At 63.3% G+C, this 24673-nt stretch carries 23 protein-coding genes and 1 pseudogene; 13 read left to right on the top strand and 11 right to left on the bottom strand.

From position 1 onward, the window contains the following. Nucleotides 1-10: 10 nt before the first annotated feature. From OKW35_RS13535 to OKW35_RS13520, 4 genes are all read right to left on the bottom strand, one after another. The gene (locus tag OKW35_RS13535) at nucleotides 11-1234 is read right to left on the bottom strand and encodes a polysaccharide pyruvyl transferase family protein (RefSeq protein WP_429552282.1); all 1224 of its coding nucleotides are present in this window, start codon (nucleotides 1232-1234) and stop codon (nucleotides 11-13) included. Beyond that, entirely contained in the window at nucleotides 1209-2234 is a 1026-nt protein-coding gene (locus OKW35_RS13530) for a lysylphosphatidylglycerol synthase domain-containing protein (RefSeq protein ID WP_429552281.1), read from the bottom strand. The genes OKW35_RS13535 and OKW35_RS13530 overlap by 26 nt, the downstream gene beginning before the upstream one ends. Before the next feature lie 335 nt (nucleotides 2235-2569). Beyond that, nucleotides 2570-2767, bottom strand: coding sequence for a hypothetical protein (locus tag OKW35_RS13525; RefSeq protein ID WP_184068456.1), 198 nt, complete (start codon nucleotides 2765-2767; stop codon nucleotides 2570-2572). Nucleotides 2768-2875: 108 nt separating this feature from the next. After that, nucleotides 2876-3418, bottom strand: a complete 543-nt coding sequence (locus OKW35_RS13520) for a phasin family protein (protein ID WP_429401767.1) — start codon at nucleotides 3416-3418, stop codon at nucleotides 2876-2878. 404 nt (nucleotides 3419-3822) lie between these two features. Between OKW35_RS13520 and OKW35_RS13515 the strand changes: the two genes are divergently transcribed. Next, nucleotides 3823-4593, top strand: coding sequence for a DUF3047 domain-containing protein (locus OKW35_RS13515; protein ID WP_429552280.1), 771 nt, complete (start codon nucleotides 3823-3825; stop codon nucleotides 4591-4593). A gap of 67 nt (nucleotides 4594-4660) precedes the next feature. Here OKW35_RS13515 and OKW35_RS13510 read toward each other — a convergent pair whose 3' ends face one another. After that, nucleotides 4661-4990, bottom strand: a complete 330-nt coding sequence (locus tag OKW35_RS13510) for a hypothetical protein (protein ID WP_429401771.1) — start codon at nucleotides 4988-4990, stop codon at nucleotides 4661-4663. Here OKW35_RS13510 and OKW35_RS13505 point away from each other — a divergent pair. Beyond that, a complete protein-coding gene (locus tag OKW35_RS13505) occupies nucleotides 4989-5456 on the top strand; it encodes a hypothetical protein (protein ID WP_429401773.1) in 468 nt (155 codons plus the stop codon). The two genes, OKW35_RS13510 and OKW35_RS13505, sit on opposite strands and share 2 nt — an antisense overlap. A gap of 579 nt (nucleotides 5457-6035) precedes the next feature. After that, the gene (locus OKW35_RS13500; RefSeq protein WP_429552279.1) at nucleotides 6036-7778 is read left to right on the top strand and encodes an alpha/beta-hydrolase family protein; all 1743 of its coding nucleotides are present in this window, start codon (nucleotides 6036-6038) and stop codon (nucleotides 7776-7778) included. Nucleotides 7779-7849: 71 nt separating this feature from the next. On the opposite strand, the gene OKW35_RS13495 is transcribed toward OKW35_RS13500, so the two are convergent. Then, nucleotides 7850-8578, bottom strand: coding sequence for a FadR/GntR family transcriptional regulator (locus OKW35_RS13495; protein WP_184068465.1), 729 nt, complete (start codon nucleotides 8576-8578; stop codon nucleotides 7850-7852). 414 nt (nucleotides 8579-8992) lie between these two features. On the opposite strand from OKW35_RS13495, the gene OKW35_RS13490 reads away from it, so the two are divergent. Genes OKW35_RS13490 through OKW35_RS13475 form a run of 4 tightly spaced genes read left to right on the top strand, consistent with a single transcriptional unit; the run spans nucleotide 8993 to nucleotide 13666 of the window. Next, nucleotides 8993-10120 carry a sugar ABC transporter substrate-binding protein gene (locus tag OKW35_RS13490; RefSeq protein WP_184024175.1) on the top strand — a complete coding sequence of 376 codons (1128 nt, stop codon included), beginning with the start codon at nucleotides 8993-8995 and terminating at the stop codon, nucleotides 10118-10120. A gap of 35 nt (nucleotides 10121-10155) precedes the next feature. Further along, entirely contained in the window at nucleotides 10156-11706 is a 1551-nt protein-coding gene (locus OKW35_RS13485) for a sugar ABC transporter ATP-binding protein (protein ID WP_429552278.1), read from the top strand. Beyond that, nucleotides 11703-12683 (top strand): ABC transporter permease, encoded by a 981-nt coding sequence (locus OKW35_RS13480; RefSeq protein WP_184044775.1) that lies wholly within the window; start codon nucleotides 11703-11705, stop codon nucleotides 12681-12683. The genes OKW35_RS13485 and OKW35_RS13480 overlap by 4 nt, the downstream gene beginning before the upstream one ends. Then, entirely contained in the window at nucleotides 12680-13666 is a 987-nt protein-coding gene (locus OKW35_RS13475) for an ABC transporter permease (RefSeq protein ID WP_184044777.1), read from the top strand. The genes OKW35_RS13480 and OKW35_RS13475 overlap by 4 nt, the downstream gene beginning before the upstream one ends. A gap of 83 nt (nucleotides 13667-13749) precedes the next feature. Here the strand turns inward: OKW35_RS13475 and OKW35_RS13470 are convergent, their stop codons facing one another. After that, nucleotides 13750-13974: a hypothetical protein gene (locus OKW35_RS13470; RefSeq protein ID WP_429552277.1), complete on the bottom strand. Its 225-nt coding sequence runs from the start codon at nucleotides 13972-13974 to the stop codon at nucleotides 13750-13752. A 587-nt stretch (nucleotides 13975-14561) separates the two neighbouring features. Between OKW35_RS13470 and OKW35_RS13465 the strand changes: the two genes are divergently transcribed. Next, nucleotides 14562-15896: an NRAMP family divalent metal transporter gene (locus OKW35_RS13465; RefSeq protein ID WP_429552276.1), complete on the top strand. Its 1335-nt coding sequence runs from the start codon at nucleotides 14562-14564 to the stop codon at nucleotides 15894-15896. Nucleotides 15897-15979: 83 nt separating this feature from the next. Here OKW35_RS13465 and OKW35_RS13460 read toward each other — a convergent pair. From OKW35_RS13460 to OKW35_RS13445, 4 genes and pseudogenes are all read right to left on the bottom strand, one after another. Next, a pseudogene (locus tag OKW35_RS13460) lies at nucleotides 15980-16207 on the bottom strand (acetylornithine deacetylase); the annotation flags it as partial. Then, entirely contained in the window at nucleotides 16200-16877 is a 678-nt protein-coding gene (locus OKW35_RS13455; RefSeq protein ID WP_429488429.1) for a DUF1028 domain-containing protein, read from the bottom strand. The gene OKW35_RS13455 and the pseudogene OKW35_RS13460, both read right to left, overlap by 8 nt. A gap of 10 nt (nucleotides 16878-16887) precedes the next feature. After that, nucleotides 16888-17319 (bottom strand): RidA family protein, encoded by a 432-nt coding sequence (locus tag OKW35_RS13450; RefSeq protein WP_184068482.1) that lies wholly within the window; start codon nucleotides 17317-17319, stop codon nucleotides 16888-16890. Beyond that, nucleotides 17319-18677: a flavin-containing monooxygenase gene (locus OKW35_RS13445; protein WP_429552275.1), complete on the bottom strand. Its 1359-nt coding sequence runs from the start codon at nucleotides 18675-18677 to the stop codon at nucleotides 17319-17321. Before OKW35_RS13445 ends, OKW35_RS13450 begins: the two co-directional genes overlap by 1 nt. 178 nt (nucleotides 18678-18855) lie before the next feature. Between OKW35_RS13445 and OKW35_RS13440 the strand changes: the two genes are divergently transcribed. The 5 genes from OKW35_RS13440 to OKW35_RS13420 all read left to right on the top strand — a co-directional run bounded on the left by OKW35_RS13440 (nucleotide 18856) and on the right by OKW35_RS13420 (nucleotide 24658). Next, nucleotides 18856-19779 carry a LysR family transcriptional regulator gene (locus tag OKW35_RS13440; protein WP_429354369.1) on the top strand — a complete coding sequence of 308 codons (924 nt, stop codon included), beginning with the start codon at nucleotides 18856-18858 and terminating at the stop codon, nucleotides 19777-19779. A gap of 124 nt (nucleotides 19780-19903) precedes the next feature. Continuing rightward, complete coding sequence (locus OKW35_RS13435; protein ID WP_429552274.1) at nucleotides 19904-21055, top strand: SRPBCC family protein; 1152 nt, start codon at nucleotides 19904-19906, stop codon at nucleotides 21053-21055. A gap of 43 nt (nucleotides 21056-21098) precedes the next feature. Then, complete coding sequence (locus tag OKW35_RS13430) at nucleotides 21099-22304, top strand: ABC transporter ATP-binding protein (protein WP_429552273.1); 1206 nt, start codon at nucleotides 21099-21101, stop codon at nucleotides 22302-22304. Between the two features lie 2 nt (nucleotides 22305-22306). Further along, nucleotides 22307-23362, top strand: coding sequence for an ABC transporter substrate-binding protein (locus tag OKW35_RS13425; RefSeq protein ID WP_429552272.1), 1056 nt, complete (start codon nucleotides 22307-22309; stop codon nucleotides 23360-23362). 39 nt (nucleotides 23363-23401) lie between these two features. Further along, entirely contained in the window at nucleotides 23402-24658 is a 1257-nt protein-coding gene (locus tag OKW35_RS13420) for an ABC transporter permease (RefSeq protein ID WP_429552271.1), read from the top strand. Nucleotides 24659-24673 lie beyond the last annotated feature (15 nt).

Raw genomic sequence — 24673 nt, 5'->3', positions numbered from 1 at the left:
GCCCTGCATTTCACGCACAAGACATTGCCGCTCGCGTCTGCGCGAATCCCTCGCGATAGCGAGCGGTGAGGTGTGTGGCCGTGCGCCGCAGCAACGTCCGGTCGATCGTCAGGGCATGGAGCATTGCTTGCGAAAGTGCCTCGATCCCGACGCTGCCCGGCATGCACGCTGGCTCCCACGTCGCGGCAAACGCGGACTGTTTGGTCGTGTCGTTCGCGCGCGCCGGATGGAAGAAGTTCACCCGCGGCAAGCCGAACGCCAGCGCGACGATCCGTCCGTGCAGGCTGCTTCCCGCGTAGGCCGTGGCGTCTGCGATCAGTGCGCAGATGTCCCATATTTCCAGCGAACGGAAGAGTTGCGTACGTGAGACCTTCATCCGTGCCGCAATCCGCTCGTAGCAGGCCATATCGTCATGCCAGGGCGCCGCACCCGCTCGAAAGAACACAATACCAAGCCCGCTCTCGTTCGACACGCGATCGAGCTCGCGCGCAAGCACATCGAGCGTTCCGTCGTCGCCGAAATCCGCACTGAACTGCACGGCGACATACCCCTCGGGAAACGCCCTTGGCAAATCCGCCACGCCGCTTCGTTCCTTGCACGCGCGAATGTTCGCGCCGAACAACTCCGTCACCATCACCGCCGGATCCGGCACGAGCCGCGCGAGAATGCCTGCTGCGGCGAGCCCGTTCTGGGTGTGGATGTCACGCACGCTGACGTCGTCGGCTTGCGCGAGCTTCGACAGGACTTCTGCTCGCATCCCGGGATCGAGTCGCTCCACATCGACGCCGCCGGCCGCTTGATAAGTGACGCTCGACGCACAGGGAAACATCTCGCGAGACGCCATGTAGGGGGCAAGCGCATCGAGACCCGTCAGCGCACGTGCCCACGCGCGTCGCTCGTCGTTGTGCGTTTCCAGTCGCGCGATGACCTTCTGTGCCTGGTCCCACGGCAGCAGCATCACCGCCGCCTCCCAGTCGCCGCAAGTCAGGATCTCGCCGCCCGCGTGCACGATATGCACACGGTCCTTGCCGCGTTCTGCGGCCAGTTGCGCGAGCGCCTGAACAGCGTGGCCGCCGTGGACGCGCAGGTCACGCTCCGCGAGCCCGGCGAAGATCACGTCGTCGCACGCAAGCAGTTTTGCGACGACGTGAGGGAACAGCAGGTCACCCAGGTTGTGGCGATCGAAGGCGCCGAACACCACGACCGCATCATGTTTTCCTGTGTCTCGCATCATGATTCGGGCCCCGACCTCCCTCGGTACGAAGTCGCCGCTTGTCGCGCCACTCCTCCACCTGCCAGGCGATGAGTCCAGGCAGGAAGACGATGATGTCACGAATACGGCGCGCACCCGCGAGCGCGAGGCAAAGCTGCGGATGGAAACCAAGCACCGTGCCGATCAGCAGAAATCCACCTTCCTGAACGCCGAGTGCGCCAGGCACAAAGAACGCGACGCTACTGAGCGCCTGGATGAGCGACTCGAGTACGACTGCCTGCAGGAAACCTGCTTTTGCCGACAGAAAATAGAGCGCGAGCCATAGCTCGAGCGCCGTCGCGATGCATTGGAGTGATTGCCAGATGAGCAGGTAACGGATGATGACGCCGGGCTGATGCCAGAGCTCACTGATCGATTGATCGATGCGCACCGACTCGCCGACGAGCGAGCGGAACTTGCCGCTCGTGATGCGATTGAAAAGTTTCGTGAGCCGCGCGAACGGACTCGCTCGCTGCACGAACGAAAACGCCAGGAGCAGAACCGCCAGAATGGCGATGCCGCCTCCGAGCCTGGCTGCGAGGTGCAACGCCCTGGAGCCGGCATGGGCGATCAGATAGCCGATGGCCGCGATGGCGAACAGCATTTCGCTGATGAGCGTGAGCTGGAGGTCGACGACGAGGCTCGCCATGGCTGGGGCAGGCTCCATGCCCCATTTGCGCATCATGCGAAACGTCACGACTTCACCGCCCACACGGGCAACGGGCAACATGCCGTTCACGGACTCCCGAATCCAGACGAGACGCAGTACGGCGAACAGCTTCGGGCGTGCCGCGCCGCGCATCAGCATTTGCCAATTCCTTGCGTTGGCGAGCATCGGCAGAATGTGGACCATCCCTGCAAGCGCGAGCCCGGCGCCGGCCGCGCGCATCAAACCGAGCACCTTCTGCGCGTCGGCGTGCCAGACGAGCCAGACCGCGATGGCCAGGCCAGCAAGTGCGGCAGCCCGGGCGAGATATTTCATAAGCTGGCGCGAGCGTAGTGTCAGTCGCTTTGAAGCGGCAGCAATAGACTTTTGCATCCACTTCGGACATCGAGGCGCAGCTGCGACTCTCCCGATAACTTTTCACCGAGAATCTGGCAGATCGCACCTCGGGCCCCTATTCGGGCTGTCGCATAACTCGTTCCCCGCGCGGGGAGAATGGTGGTGTGATTAGCGACCGTGACGAAGTCCCCGCTGCGCGCTGCGGTGCTCAGCGACAGTCACTGGCGAAGCTGTTCGTACACACGATTGCCGAGCGGCGGCGCAGGCGGCCACCCAACGTATGTAGGTCGTCAGATACGTTGTCTGCGCACCGGTCAGCGGACCCGTGCGAATGCTCGCAGCACGGCGTCGCCGCGCGGCGTCACGCGAGGTAACCGGAAGCCCGGCCCAGTTGGCTCATTCGCAATCAACTGCAGTTCGCGGAGCGCGCCAAGCTCTGCCCGATCCGAATCAATTCGTTCAGGCGCATCCTTCAACAGCAGCAACGTGGCCACTTCGTGCGGGCTCAACATGTCGTTTACCTCACGGCGGGAGCGAAGGAACGGGTGACCAGATCCGGCCACGGCTGCATCGGCAGCACGCGAATACCGGACCCGGCAGGATTGGTGGAAGCTCGTCGCCTATCGGGTTGACGAGCGACGTGTGCGAGGCGGACCTCGTCGTTCCGCCGTGTCAGGCGTCGCCTTTTCGACGCGATCGAGAAAGGCGCGGACCATTTCCCCGACCTGTGCCTCGGCGACGGACACGCGGTCCGGCTGCACTTCCGGCGGCACGGCCGCGCGCATCATCGCGTCGACGCCCGTTGCGCAGGCCGGCGGGCCAGCGGGCCTGGTGTCCTCGTGGAGCTCACGCTCGTCGTCGTGATCGCCGCCGGCGTGGCACGGTCTGATTGTTTCAGACGCGATATCCATCCAGCCGCGGGTGTATCCGGCGAACTGCAGGGTGAGCCAAGGCATCACATCCGCTTGACGTCTGAGGAACTGTTCAGGTGTCTGGGCGCGCAATACGCTTTCCCAGTGCAGCGCGGCACCCGTGACCGCGGACCTGTATGTATCCACGTTCAGCCGTATCAGCGCGCAATAACCGGCGAGGAACTGGTTGGGCAGTTGCGACACGTCGGTCGGAACGGATAGGGTAAATGGCATCTGTTTTGGGCTGCTCACGGAATATCTCTCAGGTTCTCGCGGACACGGCGATCGCTGCCACTGCGATTCGTGAAGGTCGTTCCCATACCGGGCCGTTGGCCAGGCACACGGTCTGAAGCCGTCTTAGAGCAGCCATTCTAACTTTGTTAAGTCGAGTTACGATTTTTACGAGCCAGGGAGTTTCCCCAATATGTGGGAAATTGACGCCTGTGATGAGTGGCGGCGATCACGGTCATTGATAGCAAACCCCTCGCGCGCCGCACGATGCGACGGGAATACCGCGCGGCGCGTTGCGAGCCTCGTCATGCAGCCGCTACGACGCAGCAAACAGAACCTCAACCGCCGGCGTGAAAGCTCCGCTGAAACGTCGCCCGAGGAGCCCATTACAATGGACGCTATCCAACATACGAATGCGACCTGCCGTGCATCTTCCCTCGCGCCGTCGAGCGCAAAAACGAACAGCCCCGTCAGCCTGGATCGCCGCATGCGTCGCGCTTCTTTTGTTGTCGCCACCCATCCTTGCCCAGGACGAAAAGCCCGGTGTCGCCTTTTCCTTGATCGAGCCCGGCGCATCGCTGCCCGCGGGCTGGAAAAACCTGCCGGTCGTGCGCGGCAAGCCCATCACGCAATACACGCTCGTTCACGACGACCACACCACTGTGCTGCAGGCGGACGCGAACCGCTCTGCTTCCGCGCTGATGCACGACGGTGATATCGACCTCGCTCGCACTCCCGTCGTGGCATGGCGCTGGAAAGCGGATAGACCGATCGAAGGCGCCGATAACCGCGTGGCGTCGAAGGAAGACGCGCCAGCGCGGCTGGTGTTCATGTTTGCCGGAGACAAGAGCAAGCTGTCGCTTTTCGACCGGGCGAAGATGGGGCTGGCCAAGGAACTGAGTGGCGAAGATCTGCCCTATGCCACGTTGATGTACGTGTGGTCGACCACCGCCGCGCCGGGTACCGTCATTGCCAACCCTCACACGAACCGCGTACAGATGATTGTGGTCTCCGGTCTGCCTGGCGATGCGGGTCAGTGGCAAAGCCTGCGCCGCAATATCGTGCAAGACTATGAGCGGGTCTTTCACGAACCGCCAGGACGAATCACAGGCTACGGGCTGCTGACCGATACCGACAATACCGGTGCCACGACACGCGCCTGGTACGGAGACGTCCAGTTCCTTCCCGGGCCTTGATCACCGGGTGCCATCGAGTTGATCGAGCCCGTCGGCGCGGCGTGGCCGGCTGAGCGTCCCGCGCGCTTTACCCGTGCCGATGCGCGTCCGCAGGCCAATGCCGTTCATGCGTACCCCATCGTGGTTCCGCCGGCTGCATGCCCTCTTCCACGAACGCGTCGACGGACCACGTATCGACGAACTCGTTTCGCGCCTTGCGGCGTTTGGCGACCTGGAAGTCCCGTTCCACCACCTGAATCGCCTTGATGTTCAGCCGGTGCGCGAGCGCCGCGTCACGAAGATCGGGGGAATGGCCACGAGCGCAGCCGCGCTGCGGGCCGAGACGATGGTTGCCGCGCGGGAACGCGCGTTGCTCGATGTGCATCGCCAACACGGAATGCATAACGGAGACACCCATGGGCTGCGCGTTTTTCGCGGCCGAAGGCGCGACCAGCGGGGCGAGCGTCTATGTCCCGGTCGCGGACGAGATCGACTATCCCGCCGATCTGGAGGCCGCGCGCAACCGCCGGCAACGCAGACGTACGTGGCAAGCGTTCAGTTGTGGGAGAAAAGCGATGTCCATTCAGGAATATGCGCCGTATCGCGGCTGCAATATCGAGGTGAACGTTACGCTATCGAAGACGCATTGGCTCGGTGGCAAATATCGCCGTTATCGCGTGTCATGGACCGTGACGTTGCCCGGCAATCCGGAACAGGAACTGCTGAGTTTTCCGGAACAGTTCGATTTTCTGACCGAGCATGAAGCGTTCAAGTATGGAGAAAATCGGGCGCACACCTTTGTCGATTCGATGTTGTCGACGCCTTCTCAAAGGCGCAGGTTCCGCGACGCGGTCGCTCGGCCCGCAACGCGCCAGCAGGTTTAATGGCTCGCGCCGGCGCGCCCTTTCGGAGCGGTATGGCGCGTCGCCGCGTTTGCCTATGATCCCTTGAGCTTCGTGCGGCAGACAGAAGCGACCGGCGCTACCGGGTCTTCCTTGAAGTCTTGCGACAATCGCAACACCATCTCGCTATCTGGCCTGTTTGCCTTGCCGGTCAACTGCGCAGCGTCGGCAATGCTCCAGATATTCGGCTTGGTTTGCGACGGTCAATTCAACCAGCGGGTTTCGAACCGCTTGCCACCGACAGGCCGGTTCATCGATGTTTGAACACGATGCGCGCAGAGCGACGATGTTGTTCGGGGGACAGAAAGGTAAATACAATGCGACGCATGGCCGGTTTATCGTTGACGTTTTTTCGACGCAGGAGAAACATCGCACGAGATCGGAGCAGCCCCGTCCGTCCCGCTGCCCCCATGTGTCGCGCTGCGCGCGGTAATCAGGAAAACATCGTCGTGGCTGATCATGCGGCGGCATCTTCCATTACTGCCCTCCTGGCGGAGTCTGAATCAAGGCTGGTCGCGTCATCAACTCCCTTGCGGGTGACCCGCGGAAACGAGGTGCGAGTTGTGCCAATCCGAGCGAGCGCGCATGCGGGACTCCCATGAGCCGGTAGCCGCCGGGCTTCGAAGCACGTCCTGGACGCCGACGCTCAGCGGCTCGCTGCTCGCGCTCGTGTTCTGGTGGCAGTCACTGACGCCGACACTGATTCCGCGGTCGTGGGGAACGCAAACCGTGGTCGGCGCGTTCTGTCTGGCCATCGGCTATGGGATAGGCACATTGGTCGGCCGCGGCGCGCATCGGCTGCTGGAGCGATGGGGGCGCGTGCCCGGCAGCGAGATCCGACGACGCAGCTGGATCGCTCTGGCAGCGGCGTGGCTCATTGCACTATTCGTTGGCTCGAAGCTATGGCTCGGCTGGCAGAACGAGCAGCGTAGTTTCATGGGGATGGCGCCGATCGCCTGGTTCGACGCCGTGCTGGTGATCGTCCTATCGCCGTTGAGCGCGGTGTTGCTGGTAGTCATCGGGCGATTGACGGCGCGCGGTATCGCCGCAGTCAAGCAGGTCATCCAGGGCCACGTGCCCCCGATCGTTTCGGTGCCGGCAACAGCGCTGCTCGTCATCGTGATTGGCATGGCGCTCGCTCGCGGAGTGGCGCTTCCCGCCCTCAACACGGCCGCCAACTTCGTCCACGGGCGGGCGAACGAAGACACCGCTGAAGGAATCGTGGCCCCGACGTCGCCGGCGGTGTCGGGCAGCAGCACGTCGTTCGTCGCATGGGACACCTTGGGCCGCATGGGGCGCGGCTTCGTGGCGACAGCGACAAACAAGCAAGAGCTCGCGAAGTTCCACGGGACTGATGCGAGACTGGTCGATCCGGTGAGGGTCTACGTGGGAGTGCGTTCCGCGGACTCCCTCGAGCAGCGTGCGCAGATTGCGGTCCGCGAGCTCGAGCGCGCGGGCGGGTTCGAGCGGAAAGTGCTGGTCGTGTGGATACCCACCGGCACGGGCTGGATAGTCCCCAAAGCCGCGGCTTCGCTGGAGCAACTGCACCGTGGCGACACAGCGATCGTGGCGATCCAATACTCTTTCCTGCCTAGCCGACTCGCCATTTTCATGGATGCGGGTCTCGCGAACGAGGCGGGTATCACGCTCTTCAACGCGGTTCGCGCCCGATGGTCGATGCTCCCGCCGAAACGACGGCCAAAGCTCGTTCTGTTCGGCAAGAGTCTTGGCGCCGCGGGGGTGGAAGCGCCTTTCGTCGGGAAAGACGCCTCTGCCTCGGTGGCCAACATGATGGCCCGAACGGATGGCGTGCTGATCGTCGGCGCCAAACAAAGCAACCCAATCCATTCGCAACTCACTCGTGAGCGCGATAGCGGGTCGCCCTTCTGGCAGCCGATCTTCGATGAGGGGCGTTCGGTACGGTTCTTGAACCGCGATCCGCATCAGGTGGCATTGGACACCGACTGGCCGGCCCCGCGAATCGTGTACCTTCAGCATCCGGCCGATCCGGCCGTGTTCTGGAGTGCCAACGCGTTCTGGTGGCCGCCCGAATGGCTGGCTCGGCCACGTGGCTTCGACGTGCCTGACGCCATGCATTGGTTTCCCATCGTCTCGGGCGTGCAGGCGGTGGGCGATCTGATTCACCAACTCGGCGTGCCGGCGGGTTTTGGTCACAACTACTCGTCGGAGGACTACGTCAACGGTTGGGCCAGCGTGGTGCCTCCCGAGGGCTGGACGCACGCCGATACCGAACGACTGGCCCGGTTCCTCGACCAGATTGCCGGCGATGAATCAGAGCCGTGACCGAGCGGAAGGCGAACGGATTGGGGCAGTGCCGTTGCAGCTTGCGGCGCGCACCGCAGAACATGGTCTGGCTAACGCCAGGCTCGTGTGAACTCGCCGACCACGCGCGCCAGATGCGCCTGCATCGCCGTGCGCGCGGCGGTCGCATCTCGCGCCATGATGGCCGCAAAGATGCGCTGATGGTCATCCTGTGACGCCGCCCGCAATGCGGGCGTATGAAAGTGCTCCTCGATCTTTTTCCACAACGGGTCGGCACGGGAGTTGTCCCACATCGCTGTCACCACGAGCCGGAGCATTTCGTTTCCCGTCGCCCGCGCGATCGCCAGATGGAAATCACGGTCGGCGGCCTCGTTCGCAGCCTTGTCGTCCATGTTTTCGCGCATCGCGCGCAACGCGGCGAAGAGCCGGTCGAGGTCTGAATCTTTGCGCTCGGTAGCGGCTAAGGCCGCGATCCCGCTTTCGATGACCGCCCGCGCGCGCAGCGTCTCGATCGGGCCCAGTCCGCGCGGCAGTTTAAACATGGCGGAGCGCGCCTGCGGCGCTTCTGCCACATAGATACCCGAGCCGACACGGACCTCGACCACGCCCTGCACTTCCAGCGCGATGATCGCTTCCCTCACCTGCGTGCGGCTCACGCCAAAACGCTCGGCCAGCGTGCGCTCGGAAGGCAGGCGCGCACGCGGCCCGACGTCGCCGGCGACGATCAGATCGTAGATCTGCTTCGCGAGCCCGACATAGGAACGGTCGGTCGCGTCCTCATCGGCGGCGCGGCCGGTTGGCGTGTGCGAAAGATCGGCCATTCAGGATTCCCGAAAGCTTCGAAGCCGCCCAAGGATTGGCTCGAGTTCGCCAAAATGGTACACCAATTGCCGGCGTCAGCCTGCATCGGCCTGACCCCGCGTTTGCCGCCCATCGAACCGGTACAGCAGGAGTTTCAGACTACTCGAATCTTCCCGCGACGCCGTGGTAAACCACTATCGCGCGCGGATTGGTATGCCAGTACTGTCAGACGTGACTGCGTTCGCGCCGGCCCTTCGTTTTGCTTCGAGGCGGCGCCGTTGAAGAGGTCGTCGCGCTGCTTCGGCGAGTCCGAGTCAGCCCCGCTGCAGCACATTCCGCAAGATTCCCTGCTTCACGCACAGAATTCGGCGGCGATCCATGGCCGCCATGTTCGCCGGCAATCGGCAAGTTCAATCCAACAAAAAGGAGACGACATGCTTTCAGGAATCCAGGTGCTTCGAGCGGCGGCGACCGCGGCATTCACGCTGTGTGCAAGCGCGGCTTTCGCGCAGGCATCGTTCGTTTCAGGACCGTCCAGCGATCCAACCTGCATGGTCCCCTGGAAGAGCGACACGAAGTTCATCAAGTATCCGAAGAAGAACGGGCCCTACCGGATCGCACTCGTGAACGGCTATATCGCGAACACCTGGCGTATCCAGATGATCAAGACGGCCAAGGCCTATACGGCGCAGCCGGCCGTCGCCGCCAAGCTCAAGGAATTCAAGGTCGTCTCGACCGGCGAGGACGTGCCGGCGCAAATCTCGGCCGTCAACAACTTCATCGATGCCGGCTATGACGCGGTCATCGTGGACGCGCAAAATCCCGCCTCATTCGGCCCCGCGATCCGCCGCGCGAAGAAGGCCGGCGTCGTGCTGATCGCGTTCGACAACATCCTCGACAGCGAAGACGCGATCAACGTCAACGTCGACCAGTACGGGCTCGGCGTGCTGTGGGCCAAGTGGCTCGCGAGCCACCTGTCGAACGGAGGCAAGGTGCTCGAGGTTCGCGGGGTGGCGGGCACGTCGGTCGACACGGACCGGCACAATGGTTTCCTGAAAACCTTGGACGACACCGGCAAGAAGTGGAACGTCGTCCAGGTCTACGGCAAGTGGGACGACGGGGTCGCGCAAAAGGCCACCGCCGACGCGATTGCCGTGCAGGGCCATTTCGATGGAATTTCGGCGCAAGGCGGCGACACGGGAGTCGTGCGCGCGATGATCGATGCGAAACATCCGTTCGTGCCTTTCGGCGGCGAGACGGAGAACGGCTTTCGCAAGTTCTGCGCGCAGTATGGGAGCCAGGGCCTGAAGTGTACGTCGGCAGGCACCGGTCCCGCGCAGGTGGCCGTGGCGATCAAGACGGCGCTCGCCGCGCTGGACGGCCAGACGATCCCGGTCTCGATCAAGCTGCCGCTCGACGTCACCGACGATTCGAAGCTGAAGGCGGGAGTCAACTATTTCCCGAACGACTCCGACAACTTTTTCGTCGGCAACTCGTTTCCGACTTGCGGCATCAATTTCTCTGCGCAGGAAATCATGAAGCAGAGCCAGGGCAACCAGTGATCGGATGATGGCCGGGATGTGACCGGAGACGAAGCATGCTGCAGGATGCAGAGCAGCCGTTCTTTCAGATGTCTGGCGTGTCGAAAAGCTACGGCGGCGCCGTCGCGCTGGATCACGCTGAGCTCACGGTGCGCAGGGGCCGCATTCACGCGATCCTCGGCGAGAACGGCGCGGGCAAGTCCACGTTGCTGAAGGTGATGTCCGGCGTCGTACAGCCGGACGAGGGCACGATGCACTTCGATGGCCGGCAGGTCTCCTTCGCGTCGCCGGCCGAGGCGAACGCGGCCGGCATCGTCTGCGTCTATCAGGAGCTGTCGCTGATCCCCGACTTGAGCGTGGCGGACAACATCTTCGCTTCGCACCCGCCGCGACGTTTCGGCATGATCGACCGCCGGGCCCAGCGCCGCGAGGCCGAGGAGGCGCTCGCCCGGGCGGGCGCCGCCGACATCAATCCGCTTGCGAAGGTCCGTGACCTGCCGCTGTCGCGCCAGCAGATGGTCGAGCTCGCGAAGGGGCTGGCACACGCGCCGCGCATTCTGATCCTCGACGAAGCCACCTCGGCGCTGACCGCGGCCGACGTCGCGCGCGTGATCGAGGTGCTCAAGCGCCTGCGCGAAGAGGGGCTCGCGCTGCTGTTCATCTCGCACCGGATGCACGAGGTGAAGGCGCTCGCGGACGAATGCACGGTCTACCGGAACGGTCGTCATGTGATGAGCTTCGAGGCGGGCACGCGCTCCGACAACGAGGTCGTCGAAATGATGATCGGCCGCAAGTACCAGCATGCGTTTCCGGCCAAACCCGCCGGCGACCGCAGTGCCGCTCCGGTTCTCGCCTGCCGTGATCTCGCGTGGAACGACACGCTGCAAGGCATCAGCTTTTCATTGCAGCCCGGCGAAATCCTCGGACTGGGCGGCCTCGACGGACAAGGCCAGCGCGAACTGCTGCTGGCGCTGTTCGGCGTGTTGCGCGGGTGCGCCGGCAGGATCGAGATCGACGGCAAAGCCGTGTCGATCGGCAGTCCGTTGGCCGCGCGCGCCAACGGCATCGGTATGGCGCTGATACCGGAGGACCGCAAGACCGAAGGCCTGATGCTGCCGATGTCGGTACGCGAGAACCTGTCGTTTGCCGCGCTCGATCGCATGTCCACCGCCGGCGTAATCGATCGCGACCGCCAGCAGTCGCTCGTCGACCGGATGATGGAGCTGCTTGCGATCAAGTCGTTCAGCGTCGACGCGCCCGTGAGCTCGCTGTCGGGCGGCAACCAGCAGAAGGTGGTCATCGCGAAGTGGCTGATCCGGCAGCCGAGGATCCTGCTGCTCAGCGACCCGACGCGCGGTATCGACGTCGGCACCAAGCAGGAGCTCTATCAGCTGCTCAGGCGCCTCGCCGACGAAGGCGCCTCGATCTTGTTCTATTCGACCGACTACGACGAGCTGATCGGCTGCTGTGACCGCGTGCTCGTGCTGTACGAAGGCAGGATCAAGAAGGAACTCGTCGGCTCGGCGATCACCGAGCAGAACCTGATTGCCAGCGCACTGGACCTGCCCGTCGGACAGATTTCGCCTTCCACGGGAGTCGCGCTATGAGCGGGCTGCGTTACTGGTATGCGGAAAATCGCGGGGCCGTATTCGCGTTCGGCCTGTTCGTGCTGATGTTCGCGATCTACCTGGTCAACTATCCGTCGGCGTTGTCGGCCAACGTGTTTCAGACGGCAGCGAACAAGGCGGTGCTGCTCGCGCTCGTCTCGATGGGCCAAGCGCTCGTCGTGCTGACGGCCGGCATCGACCTGTCGATCGGCATGACACTGGTGCTGACGAATTGCATCGGCTCGTGGATCGTCACGGGCGGCACGCTGCACAGCGCGCTCGGCATCGCCGGCGTGCTCGCGGCGGGCGCGCTGTGCGGCGCGCTGAATGCCGTGATCATCATTTTCGGCCGGCTGCAGCCGATCGTGACGACGATCGCGACGGGCGCCGTCTACTACGGCCTGGCGCTGCTGCTGCGCCCCGTGCCCGGCGGCTCGATCAACGAGGACCTCGCCGACGCACTGACCGGCAAGGTCGCCGGCGTCCTGCCGGCGAGCTTGCTGATTCTGCTCGCGGCGACGCTGATCGTCTGGATTCCTTTCAAACGCTCGGCGGTCGGGCGCGCGGCGTACGCGACCGGCTCGTCCGAACCCGCGGCTTTTCTGTCCGGCATGCCGATCCGCCGCGCGAAGTTCGCCAGCTATACGCTGGCCGGCCTGCTCACTGCGATCGGCGGCCTATTCCTGACGTTCTTCACCGACACCGGCGAAGCGAGCCTCGGCAGCGCCAACTCGTACACGCTGTTTTCGATCGCCGCGGTGGTGATAGGCGGCGTGTCGCTGCTGGGCGGCAAGGGCAGCGCGATTGGCGCGATCTTCGGCGCATTCGCGTTCCGCTCGATCGGTGACCTGCTGTTCGTGTTCAACGTCGATGCGCTGTGGCAGCCGCTATTCCAGGGTGTGATTCTTCTGCTCGCTGTCGCGATCGGCGCATGCGGGCTGTTCAGGGTACGCAATCGTCTGGAGTGGTTTCAATGAGCCACGTTTCAGCGACCGGCCGGACCACGTTCGTGTCGAGGCTCACGCGCAGAATCGACAAACCGATCGTGATCGCGTTCGCGTGCATCGTCGCGCTGCTGCTCGTCGGCGGGATGTATTCGCGCAACTTCACGTCGCCGGAGTACATCCTGCTGCAACTGAAGGTCGGCGCGTTCCTCGGCATCATCGCGACCGGCCTGATGATGGTGATCCTGCTCGGCCACATCGACCTGTCGCTGCCGTGGACCATCACCGTCGGCGCAATGATGGCGTGCGCGGTAGCGGGGCACGGCGAACTCGGACGGATCCTCGCGATACCGGTCGGGATTGGTTGCGGCGTGCTGATCGGCGTCGTCAACGGCATCCTCGTTGCGCTGCTGCGCATTCCGTCGATGATCGCAACGCTCGCGACCAATGCGGTCGCACAGGGCATCATGATCGTCTATACCGGCGGATCGTCGCCGCAGGATTCCGCGCCACAGGTGATGCGATGGCTCGCGGCGGGCTGGCTCGTACCGGGCGTGCCGAATGCCGTCGCGCTATGGCTCGTGATCGGCGGCGCCACGGTGTTCCTGTTGTCGCGTACGACCTTCGGCCGCACGCTGTACGCGATCGGCAATACCGAACGCGCGGCGTATCTGTCCGGCATCAATACGCGGCTCGTGACCGTGGCCGCATTCGCTGTGTGCAGCGCCTTCGCGGCGTTCGGCGGCGTATTGCTCGCCGGTTATGCGTCGAAGGCAGCGCAGTCGATGGGCGATGCCTACCTGTTGCCGGCGATCGCGGCAGTCGTGCTCGGCGGCACATCGATTCTGGGTGGACGAGGTTCATACCTCGGCACCGTGGCTGGCGCGATCCTCATCACGCTGCTGCAGTCGATCCTTTCAGTCGCGCAGATGCCCGAGGCGGGACGTCAGATCATCTATGGCGCGGTGATAGCGGCAATGTTGCTGCTGTATGGGCGCAGCAAGCGGGAAGCGTAGTTTGAGTCGATCCGCTGGCGCGTCCTCCCGGCCCACCAACGGCAACGGCTCCGAGCCTCTCGACTACCCTGCCAAGCGCAAGCTCATCCATGAGCATCCACCCACGCGCGCGCCCAATCCAGGCCTGCATGGTGGGCTTCCTCCTCGCTATCGAATAGTCCCAGAATGCCTGATGCTTCGATCAGCTTTCCGCCTCGCGTAATGGTTCCGCTCGCCGCATAGCGCTCCGGTTGCAGGATGCCTTCGCCTTCCTGCTGAAGGATGGCATGCCCCCACAACGTGTACCCGTTGTAGTCGATCGTTTCCATTAGCGCACGACCCTGATGGATGCGGCGCGAGTCGTCACTCGAAGCGTGTTCGCGCGTGCCTCTGGTGGATTCCAGACCTCAGCGTAGTCCGATGCGTGCGCGCCCGTGCAAGGCGTCATGATCAGAACCGTGAATCCTGTCTTTTTCAAGATTTCTCCTTTCCAGCGATTTTCTTCAGCGGCTCGTCGCAACTGTCACTTTGTCCGGCACATCCAGCATCCCTGCCGAAGCAGGTCGGGAATTCAGGCAAACGCAGCGAGTCAGCTGCGGTGCAGTATGGCCGAGTGTGTCATTCACCGCTTTGAATCCGTTTCGATTGCCGCAGCGCGGAAAAGACGCCTGGGCATTGAGACCTCACTTGCGGGGAGCTATCGCGGAGACTGGTCGTTCGCTCGCCGCGGTCGACGAGCGTTTCGCGCTGGTCGGCGCGGGTTGAAGATGTGACATTGTATCGTCAGCCTGAGGGAGTCCTGATAGTCGCCCCCGATAGCGTCACATCCGCTGTATATGTAAGCCGCGAAACGAGTCGACGAAGGAACGTTTCGTGCGAGCGCTACAGCATCCCTGGTTTCCCGACGGTCAGGCGAATGCACTCTTCCCCCGACAGGGGCACCGCGCCCCGCGCCGCACAAGGTAGTACGCACGCTGCCTCGTCGCAGCCCGCCCGCTCGTGGGCCGCCGATCTCGGGCCGGGGCTGGCAAGTCTCGGCTGCGATAACGATCCCAGCGGTATCGCCACATATTCACTCGCGGGCGCGTGGTACGGCTACGACCTGCTGTGGACCTGCGTGCTGTCGTATCCGTCGATGGTCGCGTTGCAGCTGGTCTCGACGCGTGTCGCCGCCGTCACTGGACATGGCCTGACCGCGAACATGCGCGCGCACTATTCGCCGGTGTTCTTCTATTTGGCGGTGGCGCGGTTCGTGATTGCCAATACGCTGAATATCGCCGTCAATGTGATGGCGATGGCCGCGGTCGTGCAACGCTTCACTCATGGGCCGCTTTGGTTGCTTGCCCTCGCATGCGGTTGCACCTCGATTGCGTTGCAGTGGTTCATTCCCTATGCGCGCTATGCGCAGGTGCTCAAATGGTTGATGCTGCCGATGCTCGCGTATGCCGGCGTGCTGCTGATCGTCGATGTGCCGTGGCACACGGTCGTGCTGCGCTCGCTCCTGCCGCACGTCGAGTGGAAAGAAGATTTCGTCACGATGCTGATGGCCGTACTCGGTACGACGATGAGTCCCTATCTGCTTTTTTCGCAGGCCGAGCAGGAAGCACAGGAAGAACATCGACAGCACGAACAGCACGCGGCGCGAGGCGATCGACGTTCGTCAGAGCAGCTTCGCCGGGCGCGCATGCAGACCTTGACGCGCACCGCGCTATCGAGCGTGGCCGCATTGTGCATCATGATTGCGGCTGCGGCGACGCTGCATGGTGCACAGACGCGGCCCGGCGAGCCCATGGAGCTTTCCAGGGTGCTCGAACCGCTAGTGGATGGCTACGCCGGCACACTGCTTGGGCTTGCACTGATAGGCTCAGCGCTGCTCGCCCTGCCTTCGCTTGGGGGTTCCGCTGCGCAAGCGGTCGCGAGTTCGTTCGACTGGCCCCACGGCCAACGGCGTGATCGGCGCATTGCTGTTCTGCTCGTTGCGCTCGCGGGGCTCGGGACGCTGCTTGGCGTTGCGCTCGGCCTATGGCACGTCGACCCTGTCAAGGCGCTGTACTGGAGCGCCATCGTCAACGGTATGACGATTACGCCCGTGCTGGTGCTTCTGGTGCTGCTGAGTGCGAAACGAGAAGCGGTCGGCGAAATCGTCGCGCACTGGTCGTTACGCGCGCTCTGCTGGCTCGCGACCCTGATCACCGGTGTGGTCGTGGTCGCGCACTTCGTGCTCGAAGTGGCGGAGCGCGTGTCCTGGTGAACCCCTCACGCCCGATTTGCACCGCAGACGTGCAGGCTACCTCACGCTTTTGAGATGTTCAGCGAGGCGAGCGAACATCGCGTCACACCATCGGTATGCCCGGACAGCACGATGCCACCACGCTCTCGCGGACCGATCGTGGCGAACAGGTTGGCCTTGGTACGCTCGGCGTTATGGAACAGCTCGCTGTCCACACCTGGATCCGCGAGGTATTGCTGCACGAAGCCGATCAGTTCCAGATTGGAGTCGCGGCTGACAGTCGCAAAACCGATCAGCCGTTCGAGCAGCGCACGGCTCGACAACTCACTCATCGCCGGGCACTCCGTAGCTCGGCGCCGCGGTTGGATTCAACGCGCGTGCGATGTAGTCCCGCATCTGCGGCCGATACGCTTGCCAAAGCGCGGCAAGTTTGCCGATCGGATCGTCGTCGGCCCAATCGACACGCAGATCGACGCTCGGCCAGACGTGTGTATCGACGATCTTCAGAGCCGCCGAATGCACGGGCCCTGCTTCTCCGCCAGCTTCGACGGCCGCATGCATCGCGTGCAGCAGGCGATCGGCGAGCGCGCCTTGTGCGCTCTCGAACGCTTTCACCATCGCGTCGATCACCGGCTTGCCGGCGAGCAGATTGCCCGCTGCCACACACTGATTTCCCGCGACGGCGTGATGCACGCCGAGTGCTTCCTTGCCGGTGAACATCGCGGTCCGCCCCTCACTGTCGACCACCGTCACCTGCCGGTATTCGCTCCATTCGCTCGCGCCTAGCGCCCGTTCGAGCGCCGTATCCGCCGCGATACGCCCACTTTCCAGCAGATCGAGAATCTGCGGCCCGAGCGCGGGCAGCGTCACGTTCTGCGTCGCCACCGCACCGACGCCCGCGCGCGCCCACGGACACCTCGCACCCACCGCAATGCTCGACGAACTGATCGCGATACCGAGCTGACCGGTCTTGCCACAACGTCCGACGATCGAGAATGTCATGGGTAGCTCCTCACGCCTGAGATGGTTTCCAGTTGTCCGGAATCACGGCGATCACGTCGATTTCCATCAGCCATTGCGGCTGGCCGAGCGCGCTGACGCACAGCCCCGTCGAAATCGGATACACGCCCTTCAGCCACTTGCCGACTTCCTGGTACACCGGCTCGCGATAACGAGGATCAGTGATGTAAGTCGTCGTCTTGACGATATGCGACAGGTCGCTGCCGGCTTCCTCGAGAAGTTGCTTGACGTTCTTCATCGCCTGCTCGGCCTGCGCGCCCGGATCGCCGAGACCGACCAGGTTGCCGTCGAAATCCGTACCGACCTGGCCGCGCACGTAGACCGTATTGCCCGCGCGAACCGCCTGGCAAAGATCGTTATCGAGCGACTGGTTCGGGTACGTATCCTTCGTATTGAACATACGGATGCGGGTATGCGTAGGCATCAGTTCACTCCCACTTCTTTGGTGTTCGGCGCGTGCGATTCGTCGCACGCGGTATCGGTTGGATTCGCGCCGTGCACGCCGCGCGCGTCCTGCCGACGCTGCGACGCGTCGCGATACGCGAGGTATTTGCGCTGCGTGACGATGTGATCGGCGATGTGCTTTGCGTCGTGCCAGACGCCCCAGATAAACGACGACGCGCGCCGCGACAACCACGGCAAGCCGAGGAAATACACGCCCGGTTCCTTCGATACACCGCGCTGATGCTGCGGCTTGCCCTTATCGTCGAATGCGTTCACGTGCAGCCAGCTGAAATCGACGGCATAGCCGGTGGCCCAAATGATCGTGCTCACACCCGCCTTCTTAAGATCCAGTTCCGGGAGCGGATGCGTCACGCACTCCGGGTCGGGTGGAATCAGGCGTGCGTCGGGGTCTTGCGGCAGGTCCACGCCGTTGCGCTCGACGTAGTCGTCGGCCGCGTCCAGTAGCGACATCAGGTTTTCGTCGCCACGCTTCAGATTGGCGGCGAGGTCCTGTTCGAAGGTCGCAACGCCATTCGCGAACGATTTCGTCGTGCCGACCAGCGTCATGCCCTGATGAGCGAGCCTGCGAAAATCGATGGTCTGGCCGCCGTACGCGCCGCTGACGGCAATGGTCACATGCTCGCGTCCCGGCACGGCGACTTCCTTGTCCCATTCGCCGAGTACACCCAGCCACCAGCAGAAATCGCGACCGCGATAGGCGCGCGGCGGACGGTCATGCGCACCGACGGACAGATAAACCTTGCGGCCCGCGCGTTGCAGTTCGTCCGCGATCTGCACGCCGGACGAACCCGCGCCAACCACGAGCACCGCCCCTTCGGGCAGCTGCGCCGGGTTCCGATAGTGGGCCGAATGAAGCTGCGTGAGCTCGACGTCCTGTGGCGCGATGGGGGGAATGACGGGCCGCTGGAACGGCCCCGTCGCAACGACCACACGACGGGCTTCGATCGTGCCATCGGACGTTGCGACCGTAAATCCTGCCTGGCCCTTCAGACGCTCGACGCTCGTGACTTCGACGCCCGTGCGGATCGGCGCATCGAACTTGCGCGCATAGGCCTCGAAGTAATCGGCGACCTGATCCTTGGCGGCGAACCCATCAGGATCGAGTCCTTCGAACTCCATATTAGGGAAGCGGTCGTGCCAGGCGGGACCATTGGCGACCAGTGAATCCCAGCGGCAGGTACGCCAGCGTTCGGCAATGCGGTCGCGCTCCAGCACGAGATGGGGTACGCCGAGTTTGCTCAGGTGTTCGCTCATTGCCACGCCAGCCTGACCCGCGCCTATGACCAGCGTGTCGATCGACAATTTTTCAGCCGACATGGCCTTCTCCTTCTGAAAAGCGCTCTGGATTCAGGTCACTCTCTCTCTTCGGTCGGACAGAATGTACGCCGCGCGGCGGGCAACAAAAACTATATTTTAAAAATGCTTTGCATCGTTTTTCGCTATGCAATCGACAATTGGCAAGCGACAATCGGTTCGACCGAACACGGAGCAACTGATGGACGGCAACTCGATACGCTACTCGTTGCGTCAGCTCAGGTATTTTGTCGTCACGGCCGAGACGCTTTCGTTCACCGCCGCGGCAAAGCGCCTGCACATTTCGCAGCCGTCTATCTCGACGTCGCTCGCGGATCTGGAGGAATCGTTCGGCGTCCAACTGTTCATCCGCCATCACGCCAGCGGGCTGTCGCTCACGCAACCGGGCCGCGATCTGCTCGGCCACGCTCGCAATCTGCTTCAGAACGCCGAAGAATTGCAGCTGACCGCGAAGGAAATCGACGGCGGCATGTCGGGCTCCATCTCGCTGGGCTGTATGGTGTCGCTGGCCCCGCCGCTGATGCCAGGCATCATCAGCCGCTTCGTGCGGGACTATCCGGCGATCACCTTCCGTACGACGGAAGCGCATCAGGACACGCTTTTGAGCGGCCTGCGCGACGGTTCGCTCGATATCGCGCTGACCTACAGCCTCGATATCGCCGATGGAATCGCGTTTACCCCGCTGCTTTCGCTGCCACCGTATGTCATCCTGCCTAAAACACACAGGCTTGCACGGGCCCGCAAAGTGTCGCTGGCCGATCTGCTGCCCGAGCCCTATGTGATGCTGGACCTTCCGCATAGCCGCGAGTACTTCTCCGCGCTGTTCGACGCAGTCGGCAGCCGCCCTACCGCGGCTTTCCGGTCGTCACAGCCTGAAGTGGTGCGTGGCATGGTTGCCAACGGCTTGGGTTACAGCATACTCAACTTCCCGCTGAAGTCGACCCGAACAGTGGACGGCGAAGACTTCGTGATTAAACATTTCAAGGAAAGCGTCAATGCGACGACGCTTGGCATCGCACTATCGGGCGCCGTCAAGCCGCGCGAGGTTGTGAAGCGCTTCTCGGCATTCTGTGAAACGTATATTCGGCGCCTCCACATCGGTTAGCGGCCCGGAAAGCCTCTCGGCATAGGCTTGAGCTATGCACTGCATGCAAAAACAATATTTTACCTAGCAATTTGGATTGTTAGATTGGTGCTCATCGGATGCACACACTGATGGGGGGCCCCCTATGTCAGCCATTCTTCAGTCGACGGACGCTGAGCTCGACATCGTTCGCGCCCTGCGCGAGAACTGCGAGCGTCCGTTCGGGGATGCACACGCAATGCCGCCGGCCGTCTACACGTCGGAGGCGTTTCTCGCGCTCGAACGGCGCGACGTGTTTCGCAAGGAGTGGTTGTGCGTGGGCCGCGCGAGCGCGCTCGCACAGAGCGGCGACTATCTGACCGCGCAAATCGACGACCAGCCGGTGTTCGTGCTGCGCGATGCGAGCGGTGCGTTGCGCGCATTCTCGAATGTTTGCCTGCACCGGATGTCGGTATTGCTTGAAGGGCGCGGCAACGTGCGCCGGATCGTGTGCCCCTATCACGCATGGAACTACACGCTCGATGGTTCGCTCGCGGGCGCGCCGTTGATGGATCGGCAGCCGGGCTTTTGCAAGGAACAATACAAGCTGCCTGCCGTGCGCTGCGAGACGTGGCAAGGCTGGATCTACGTAACGCTCAACGCGCACGCGCCTTCGGTGGAATCACATTTGTCCGGGCTGACGAAGCTGATCGAGCCGTACGGCATGAGCAACTACGTCGAGACCTTCCACGAAGAGCACGTGTGGGACACCAACTGGAAGATCCTCGCGGAAAATTTCATGGAGAGCTACCACTTGCCGATGCTGCATCGCGCAACGGTCGGGCCGCACTCGAAGCTCGAAGAAATGGAATGTCCGCCGGGCTTGCCCGCGTTCAACTATCACTGGATCACCAAGGAAGCGTCGCTGCCGATCGGCAACGCGCATCCCAGCAATACACGTCTGCAAGGACACTGGCGCCGTACCACCGCGCTGCTGGCGATCTACCCGACACACCTGATCACGCTGACGCCCGGCTACTTCTGGTATCTGATCCTGCAGCCGCGGGGCGTCGGCCGCGTGCATATCCGCTTCGGCGGCGGCCTCGCACCGGATTTCGTCGACGATCCGCGGGCCGCCGATTACATGGCTACGCTGAAGACGCTGCTCGACGAAGTCAACGCCGAGGACCGGCGCGGCGTCGAGGCCGTGTTTCGCGGCGTGCACGCGCCACTCGCGAAGCCTGGCCATCTGAGCCCTCTGGAACGGCCGAATTACGACTTCGCCCGCTATCTGGCGGGACGCCTGGGCGCGAAGTGATTCGCCGCCCCACGTGGACCGCCAACACTCTGCCGAGTTACTCATGTCAAGCCAACCATTTATTTCGTTCGACGGCGTCAGCAAGTCATACGACGGCGTGCATAGCGTCGTCGAGGGACTCGATCTCGATGTCGCGCACGGTGAATTCGTTTCGCTGCTCGGTCCGTCCGGTTCCGGCAAGACCACGACACTGATGATGCTCGCGGGATTCGAAGCGCCGACGCGCGGCGAGATCCGCCTCGGCGGCAAGCGTCTGGACGACAAGCCGCCGCATCGGCGCGATATCGGCATGGTGTTTCAGAACTATGCGCTGTTCCCGCACATGACGATTGCCGAGAACGTCGCGTTTCCGCTGTCGGTGCGCAAGATAAGCCGTAGCGAACAGAAAACGCGCGTGACGCGCGTGCTGGACATGGTGGAGTTATCGCATCTGGCGGGGCGGCGTCCGTCGCAACTGTCGGGTGGTCAGCAGCAGCGCGTTGCGCTTGCCCGCGCGCTGGTTTTCGAGCCGAGCGTGGTGCTGATGGACGAGCCGCTTGGCGCGCTCGACAAGCGCCTGCGTGAAACCATGCAATACGAAATCATGCGGCTGCATCGCGAACTGTCGCTGACGATCGTCTACGTGACCCACGACCAGAACGAAGCGTTGACGATGTCGGACCGCGTCGCCGTGTTTTCCGATGGACGCATCCAGCAGGCCGCCGCACCGACCGAACTCTACGAAAACGCAGCGAATGCGTTCGTTGCCAATTTCGTCGGCGAGAACAATGGACTGACCGGTCGCGTCGATTCCGACGGCGGGGAATGGGCTGCGATGCAGCTGGCCGACGGCAGCACTGTGCGCGGACGCCCAGGCGCGGGGCTCGCGTCGGGCGACACGGCGGTGCTGGCGCTGCGTCCCGAGCGCGCGCACATCGCGGCGACGCCGGACGCCGTGCAGGAAGCGACCCGGCAGAACATGAACGTCGTGCACGCGCTCGTCGAGGAACTCGTCTACTGCGGCGATCATCATCGCGTGCATCTGAAGCTCGGTCATGGCGAAAGCATGGTCGTCAAGCTGCCGAACACACAGCACCATGACCTGCCCGCGCTCGGCCGTCAGACCGCCGTGACCTGGCGACGCGACGACTGCAAGGTGCTGCCAGCAATGGCGGCCGCGCCGCAATCCGCCGCCGCGTCCGGCGGCGCCGACTATTCCACTGTTGCCGTTCCCTCGTCCGCCTCGCCACTTATCGCAGGAGCCAACTAGAAATGAAGACCACACTCTCGTTATTCCGGACCACATTCGCGGCGTGCGCGCTCGGGGTGTTTGCCACGGCCACGGTTCACGCGGCCGATACGATTTCCGTCGTCACCTTTGGCGGTGCGTATGAAGCTGCCGCGAAAAAGGCATGGTTCGAACCGTTCACTGCGAAAACCGGCGACCAGTTCTCCACCGAGTCCTACGATGGCGGCCTCGCCAAACTGCAAGCGATGGAACAGTCGAAGAACCCGACCTGGGATCTGATCGACCTCGAAACCAACGACGCAATCACCGCGTGCGACGAAGGCCTCATCGCCAAGTTCGACAAGAAGTTGCTCGGCAACACCAGTGACTTCCTGCCGGGCTCGATCAGTGATTGCGCCGTCGCGGCGATGGTATGGTCCACCGTCTATGCGTATGACACCAGCAAGCTGAAATCTGCGCCTACTACCATCAACGACTTCTTCGACCTCAACAAGTACCCGGGCAAGCGCGGCATGCGCAAGTCGCCGAAGGTCGCGATGGAATGGGCCTTAATCGCCGATGGCGTTGCACCCAAGGACGTGTACAAGACCCTCTCCACGCCGGCTGGCGTCGATCGCGCGTTCAAGAAGCTCGACACCATCAAGCCGAGCATCGTCTGGTGGGAGGCGGGTGCGCAGGCGCCGCAACTGCTCGCCGACGGCGCGGTCGTGATGACGCAGGCGTACAACGGCCGCATCGACGACGCCGTGCACAAGGACAAGAAGCCCTTCAAGATCGTCTGGGATGCACAGGTATACGACTACGAATGGTGGGCCGTGGTCAACGGCGCGAAGCATGCCGACGCGGCGCGGAAGTTCATCGTCGCATCCTCGACACCGCAGGCCTATGCGGACCTGTCGAAGTACATCGCGTACGCGCCGCCGCGCAAGGACGCCATTCCGCTGATCGACAAGGCGCGTCTGAACGATCTGCCGACAGCGCCGGAGAACTTCAAACGCCCGCTGCAAATCAACGCGACGTTCTGGGCCGACAACGCGGATGCGATCAACAAGCGGTTCCAGAACTGGCTGGCGCAGTAGCGCCAGATCGAACGAACGTCACCCGGGAGATCGAGCACGATGAACACGCAGCTGCCATCCAGCGCCCCTTTTGGCCGCGGCCCGCAGGCCGCGAACCGCGAGTCGTTTCGCGCCGCGCGCCGCAAGGCCGCGATGCGCGCGTTGCTGCTGGCTTTGCCGTTGCTCATCTTTCTGCTGGTGACGTTCGTCGCGCCGATCGCGAGCCTGCTCGCGCGCAGCGTGCGAAACCCTGAAGTGCGCACCGGCATGCCGCAATTGAGCACGGCGCTGGCCGGATGGGACGGTGCGGGCGTACCCGGCGAACCGGCCTTTGCCGCACTCGCGCACGACCTGAAGGACGCCAGCGAATCCGGCCAGCTCGGCAATATCGCGCGACGCATGAACTTCTCTCAACCAGAGTTCCGCAGCCTGCTGTTCAAGACGGCGCGTGCCACACGTTCGCAAACGCCCGCGCAATGGAAGCCCGCCCTGATCGATCTGGATGAACGCTGGAACACACCGGAAACCTGGCGGCTCCTCAAGCGTGCGTCGATCTCGCCCACGCCCGACTATTTGCTGAACGCCGTCGACGCGCAAGTCGCGCCCGATGGCTCGGTGACGTCCGTCGCGGCGGACAGCGCCATCTTCCGCGCGGCCTTCGGACGCACGGTCACGATCAGTGCGACGGTCACGCTGCTGTGCCTGGTGCTGGGTTATCCCGTGGCGTATCTGCTCGCGACATTGCCGGAGGACCAGAGCAACCGGCTGATCCTCTTCGTGATCGTACCGTTCTGGACCTCGCTGCTGGTGCGGACCACCGCGTGGTATGTGCTGCTGCAACCAGGTGGTGTAGTCAACGGCGCGTTGCTCCGCTTTGGGCTCATCAATCATCCGTTACCGCTGATTTTCAATCGCACGGGTGTGTTGATCGGCATGACGCACATCCTGCTGCCATACATGATCCTCGCGATCTTTTCGGTGATGAAAGGTGTCCCGCCCGTGTACATGCGCGCGGCGAAATCCCTCGGCGCGCATCCGGCTGTGGCCTTCGTGCGAGTGTATGTTCCGCAAACGCTGCCGGGTGTCGGCGCGGGATGTTTTCTCGTGTTCGTGCTCGCGCTCGGCTATTACATCACCCCCGCCCTGCTAGGCGGCGCCGGCGACGAAATGATCAGCCAACTGATCGCGTCGCAGACCAACGATCAGCTCAACTGGGGACTCGCGGGTGCGTTGTCGTGTTATCTGATCGCATTCACGGCGGTGTTCTATTTCATTTTCAACCGGCTGGTCGGTATCGACCGCTTGCGCTTCGGCTAACGCGCCGCGCAACCG

Origin of the sequence: Paraburkholderia sp. MM5477-R1, assembly GCF_050436385.1 — a bacterium.
Lineage (GTDB): Bacteria > Pseudomonadota > Gammaproteobacteria > Burkholderiales > Burkholderiaceae > Paraburkholderia > Paraburkholderia tuberum.
This window is presented reverse-complemented; position numbering and strand designations above follow the sequence as displayed.

What these genes read in the sequence shown, in the direction of transcription:
- OKW35_RS13535 (WP_429552282.1), bottom strand. Translation starts at nt 1,234, where the DNA reads ATGATGCGAGACACAGGAAAACATGATGCGGTCGTGGTGTTCGGCGCC.
- OKW35_RS13530 (WP_429552281.1), bottom strand. Translation starts at nt 2,234, where the DNA reads ATGAAATATCTCGCCCGGGCTGCCGCACTTGCTGGCCTGGCCATCGCG.
- OKW35_RS13525 (WP_184068456.1), bottom strand. Translation starts at nt 2,767, where the DNA reads ATGTTGAGCCCGCACGAAGTGGCCACGTTGCTGCTGTTGAAGGATGCG.
- OKW35_RS13505 (WP_429401773.1), top strand. Translation starts at nt 4,989, where the DNA reads ATGGGCTGCGCGTTTTTCGCGGCCGAAGGCGCGACCAGCGGGGCGAGC.
- OKW35_RS13510 (WP_429401771.1), bottom strand. Translation starts at nt 4,990, where the DNA reads ATGGGTGTCTCCGTTATGCATTCCGTGTTGGCGATGCACATCGAGCAA.
- OKW35_RS13495 (WP_184068465.1), bottom strand. Translation starts at nt 8,578, where the DNA reads ATGGCCGATCTTTCGCACACGCCAACCGGCCGCGCCGCCGATGAGGAC.
- OKW35_RS13490 (WP_184024175.1), top strand. Translation starts at nt 8,993, where the DNA reads ATGCTTTCAGGAATCCAGGTGCTTCGAGCGGCGGCGACCGCGGCATTC.
- OKW35_RS13485 (WP_429552278.1), top strand. Translation starts at nt 10,156, where the DNA reads ATGCTGCAGGATGCAGAGCAGCCGTTCTTTCAGATGTCTGGCGTGTCG.
- OKW35_RS13480 (WP_184044775.1), top strand. Translation starts at nt 11,703, where the DNA reads ATGAGCGGGCTGCGTTACTGGTATGCGGAAAATCGCGGGGCCGTATTC.
- OKW35_RS13475 (WP_184044777.1), top strand. Translation starts at nt 12,680, where the DNA reads ATGAGCCACGTTTCAGCGACCGGCCGGACCACGTTCGTGTCGAGGCTC.
- OKW35_RS13470 (WP_429552277.1), bottom strand. Translation starts at nt 13,974, where the DNA reads ATGGAAACGATCGACTACAACGGGTACACGTTGTGGGGGCATGCCATC.
- OKW35_RS13465 (WP_429552276.1), top strand. Translation starts at nt 14,562, where the DNA reads ATGCACTCTTCCCCCGACAGGGGCACCGCGCCCCGCGCCGCACAAGGT.
- OKW35_RS13455 (WP_429488429.1), bottom strand. Translation starts at nt 16,877, where the DNA reads ATGACATTCTCGATCGTCGGACGTTGTGGCAAGACCGGTCAGCTCGGT.
- OKW35_RS13450 (WP_184068482.1), bottom strand. Translation starts at nt 17,319, where the DNA reads ATGCCTACGCATACCCGCATCCGTATGTTCAATACGAAGGATACGTAC.
- OKW35_RS13445 (WP_429552275.1), bottom strand. Translation starts at nt 18,677, where the DNA reads ATGTCGGCTGAAAAATTGTCGATCGACACGCTGGTCATAGGCGCGGGT.
- OKW35_RS13440 (WP_429354369.1), top strand. Translation starts at nt 18,856, where the DNA reads ATGGACGGCAACTCGATACGCTACTCGTTGCGTCAGCTCAGGTATTTT.
- OKW35_RS13435 (WP_429552274.1), top strand. Translation starts at nt 19,904, where the DNA reads ATGTCAGCCATTCTTCAGTCGACGGACGCTGAGCTCGACATCGTTCGC.
- OKW35_RS13430 (WP_429552273.1), top strand. Translation starts at nt 21,099, where the DNA reads ATGTCAAGCCAACCATTTATTTCGTTCGACGGCGTCAGCAAGTCATAC.
- OKW35_RS13425 (WP_429552272.1), top strand. Translation starts at nt 22,307, where the DNA reads ATGAAGACCACACTCTCGTTATTCCGGACCACATTCGCGGCGTGCGCG.
- OKW35_RS13420 (WP_429552271.1), top strand. Translation starts at nt 23,402, where the DNA reads ATGAACACGCAGCTGCCATCCAGCGCCCCTTTTGGCCGCGGCCCGCAG.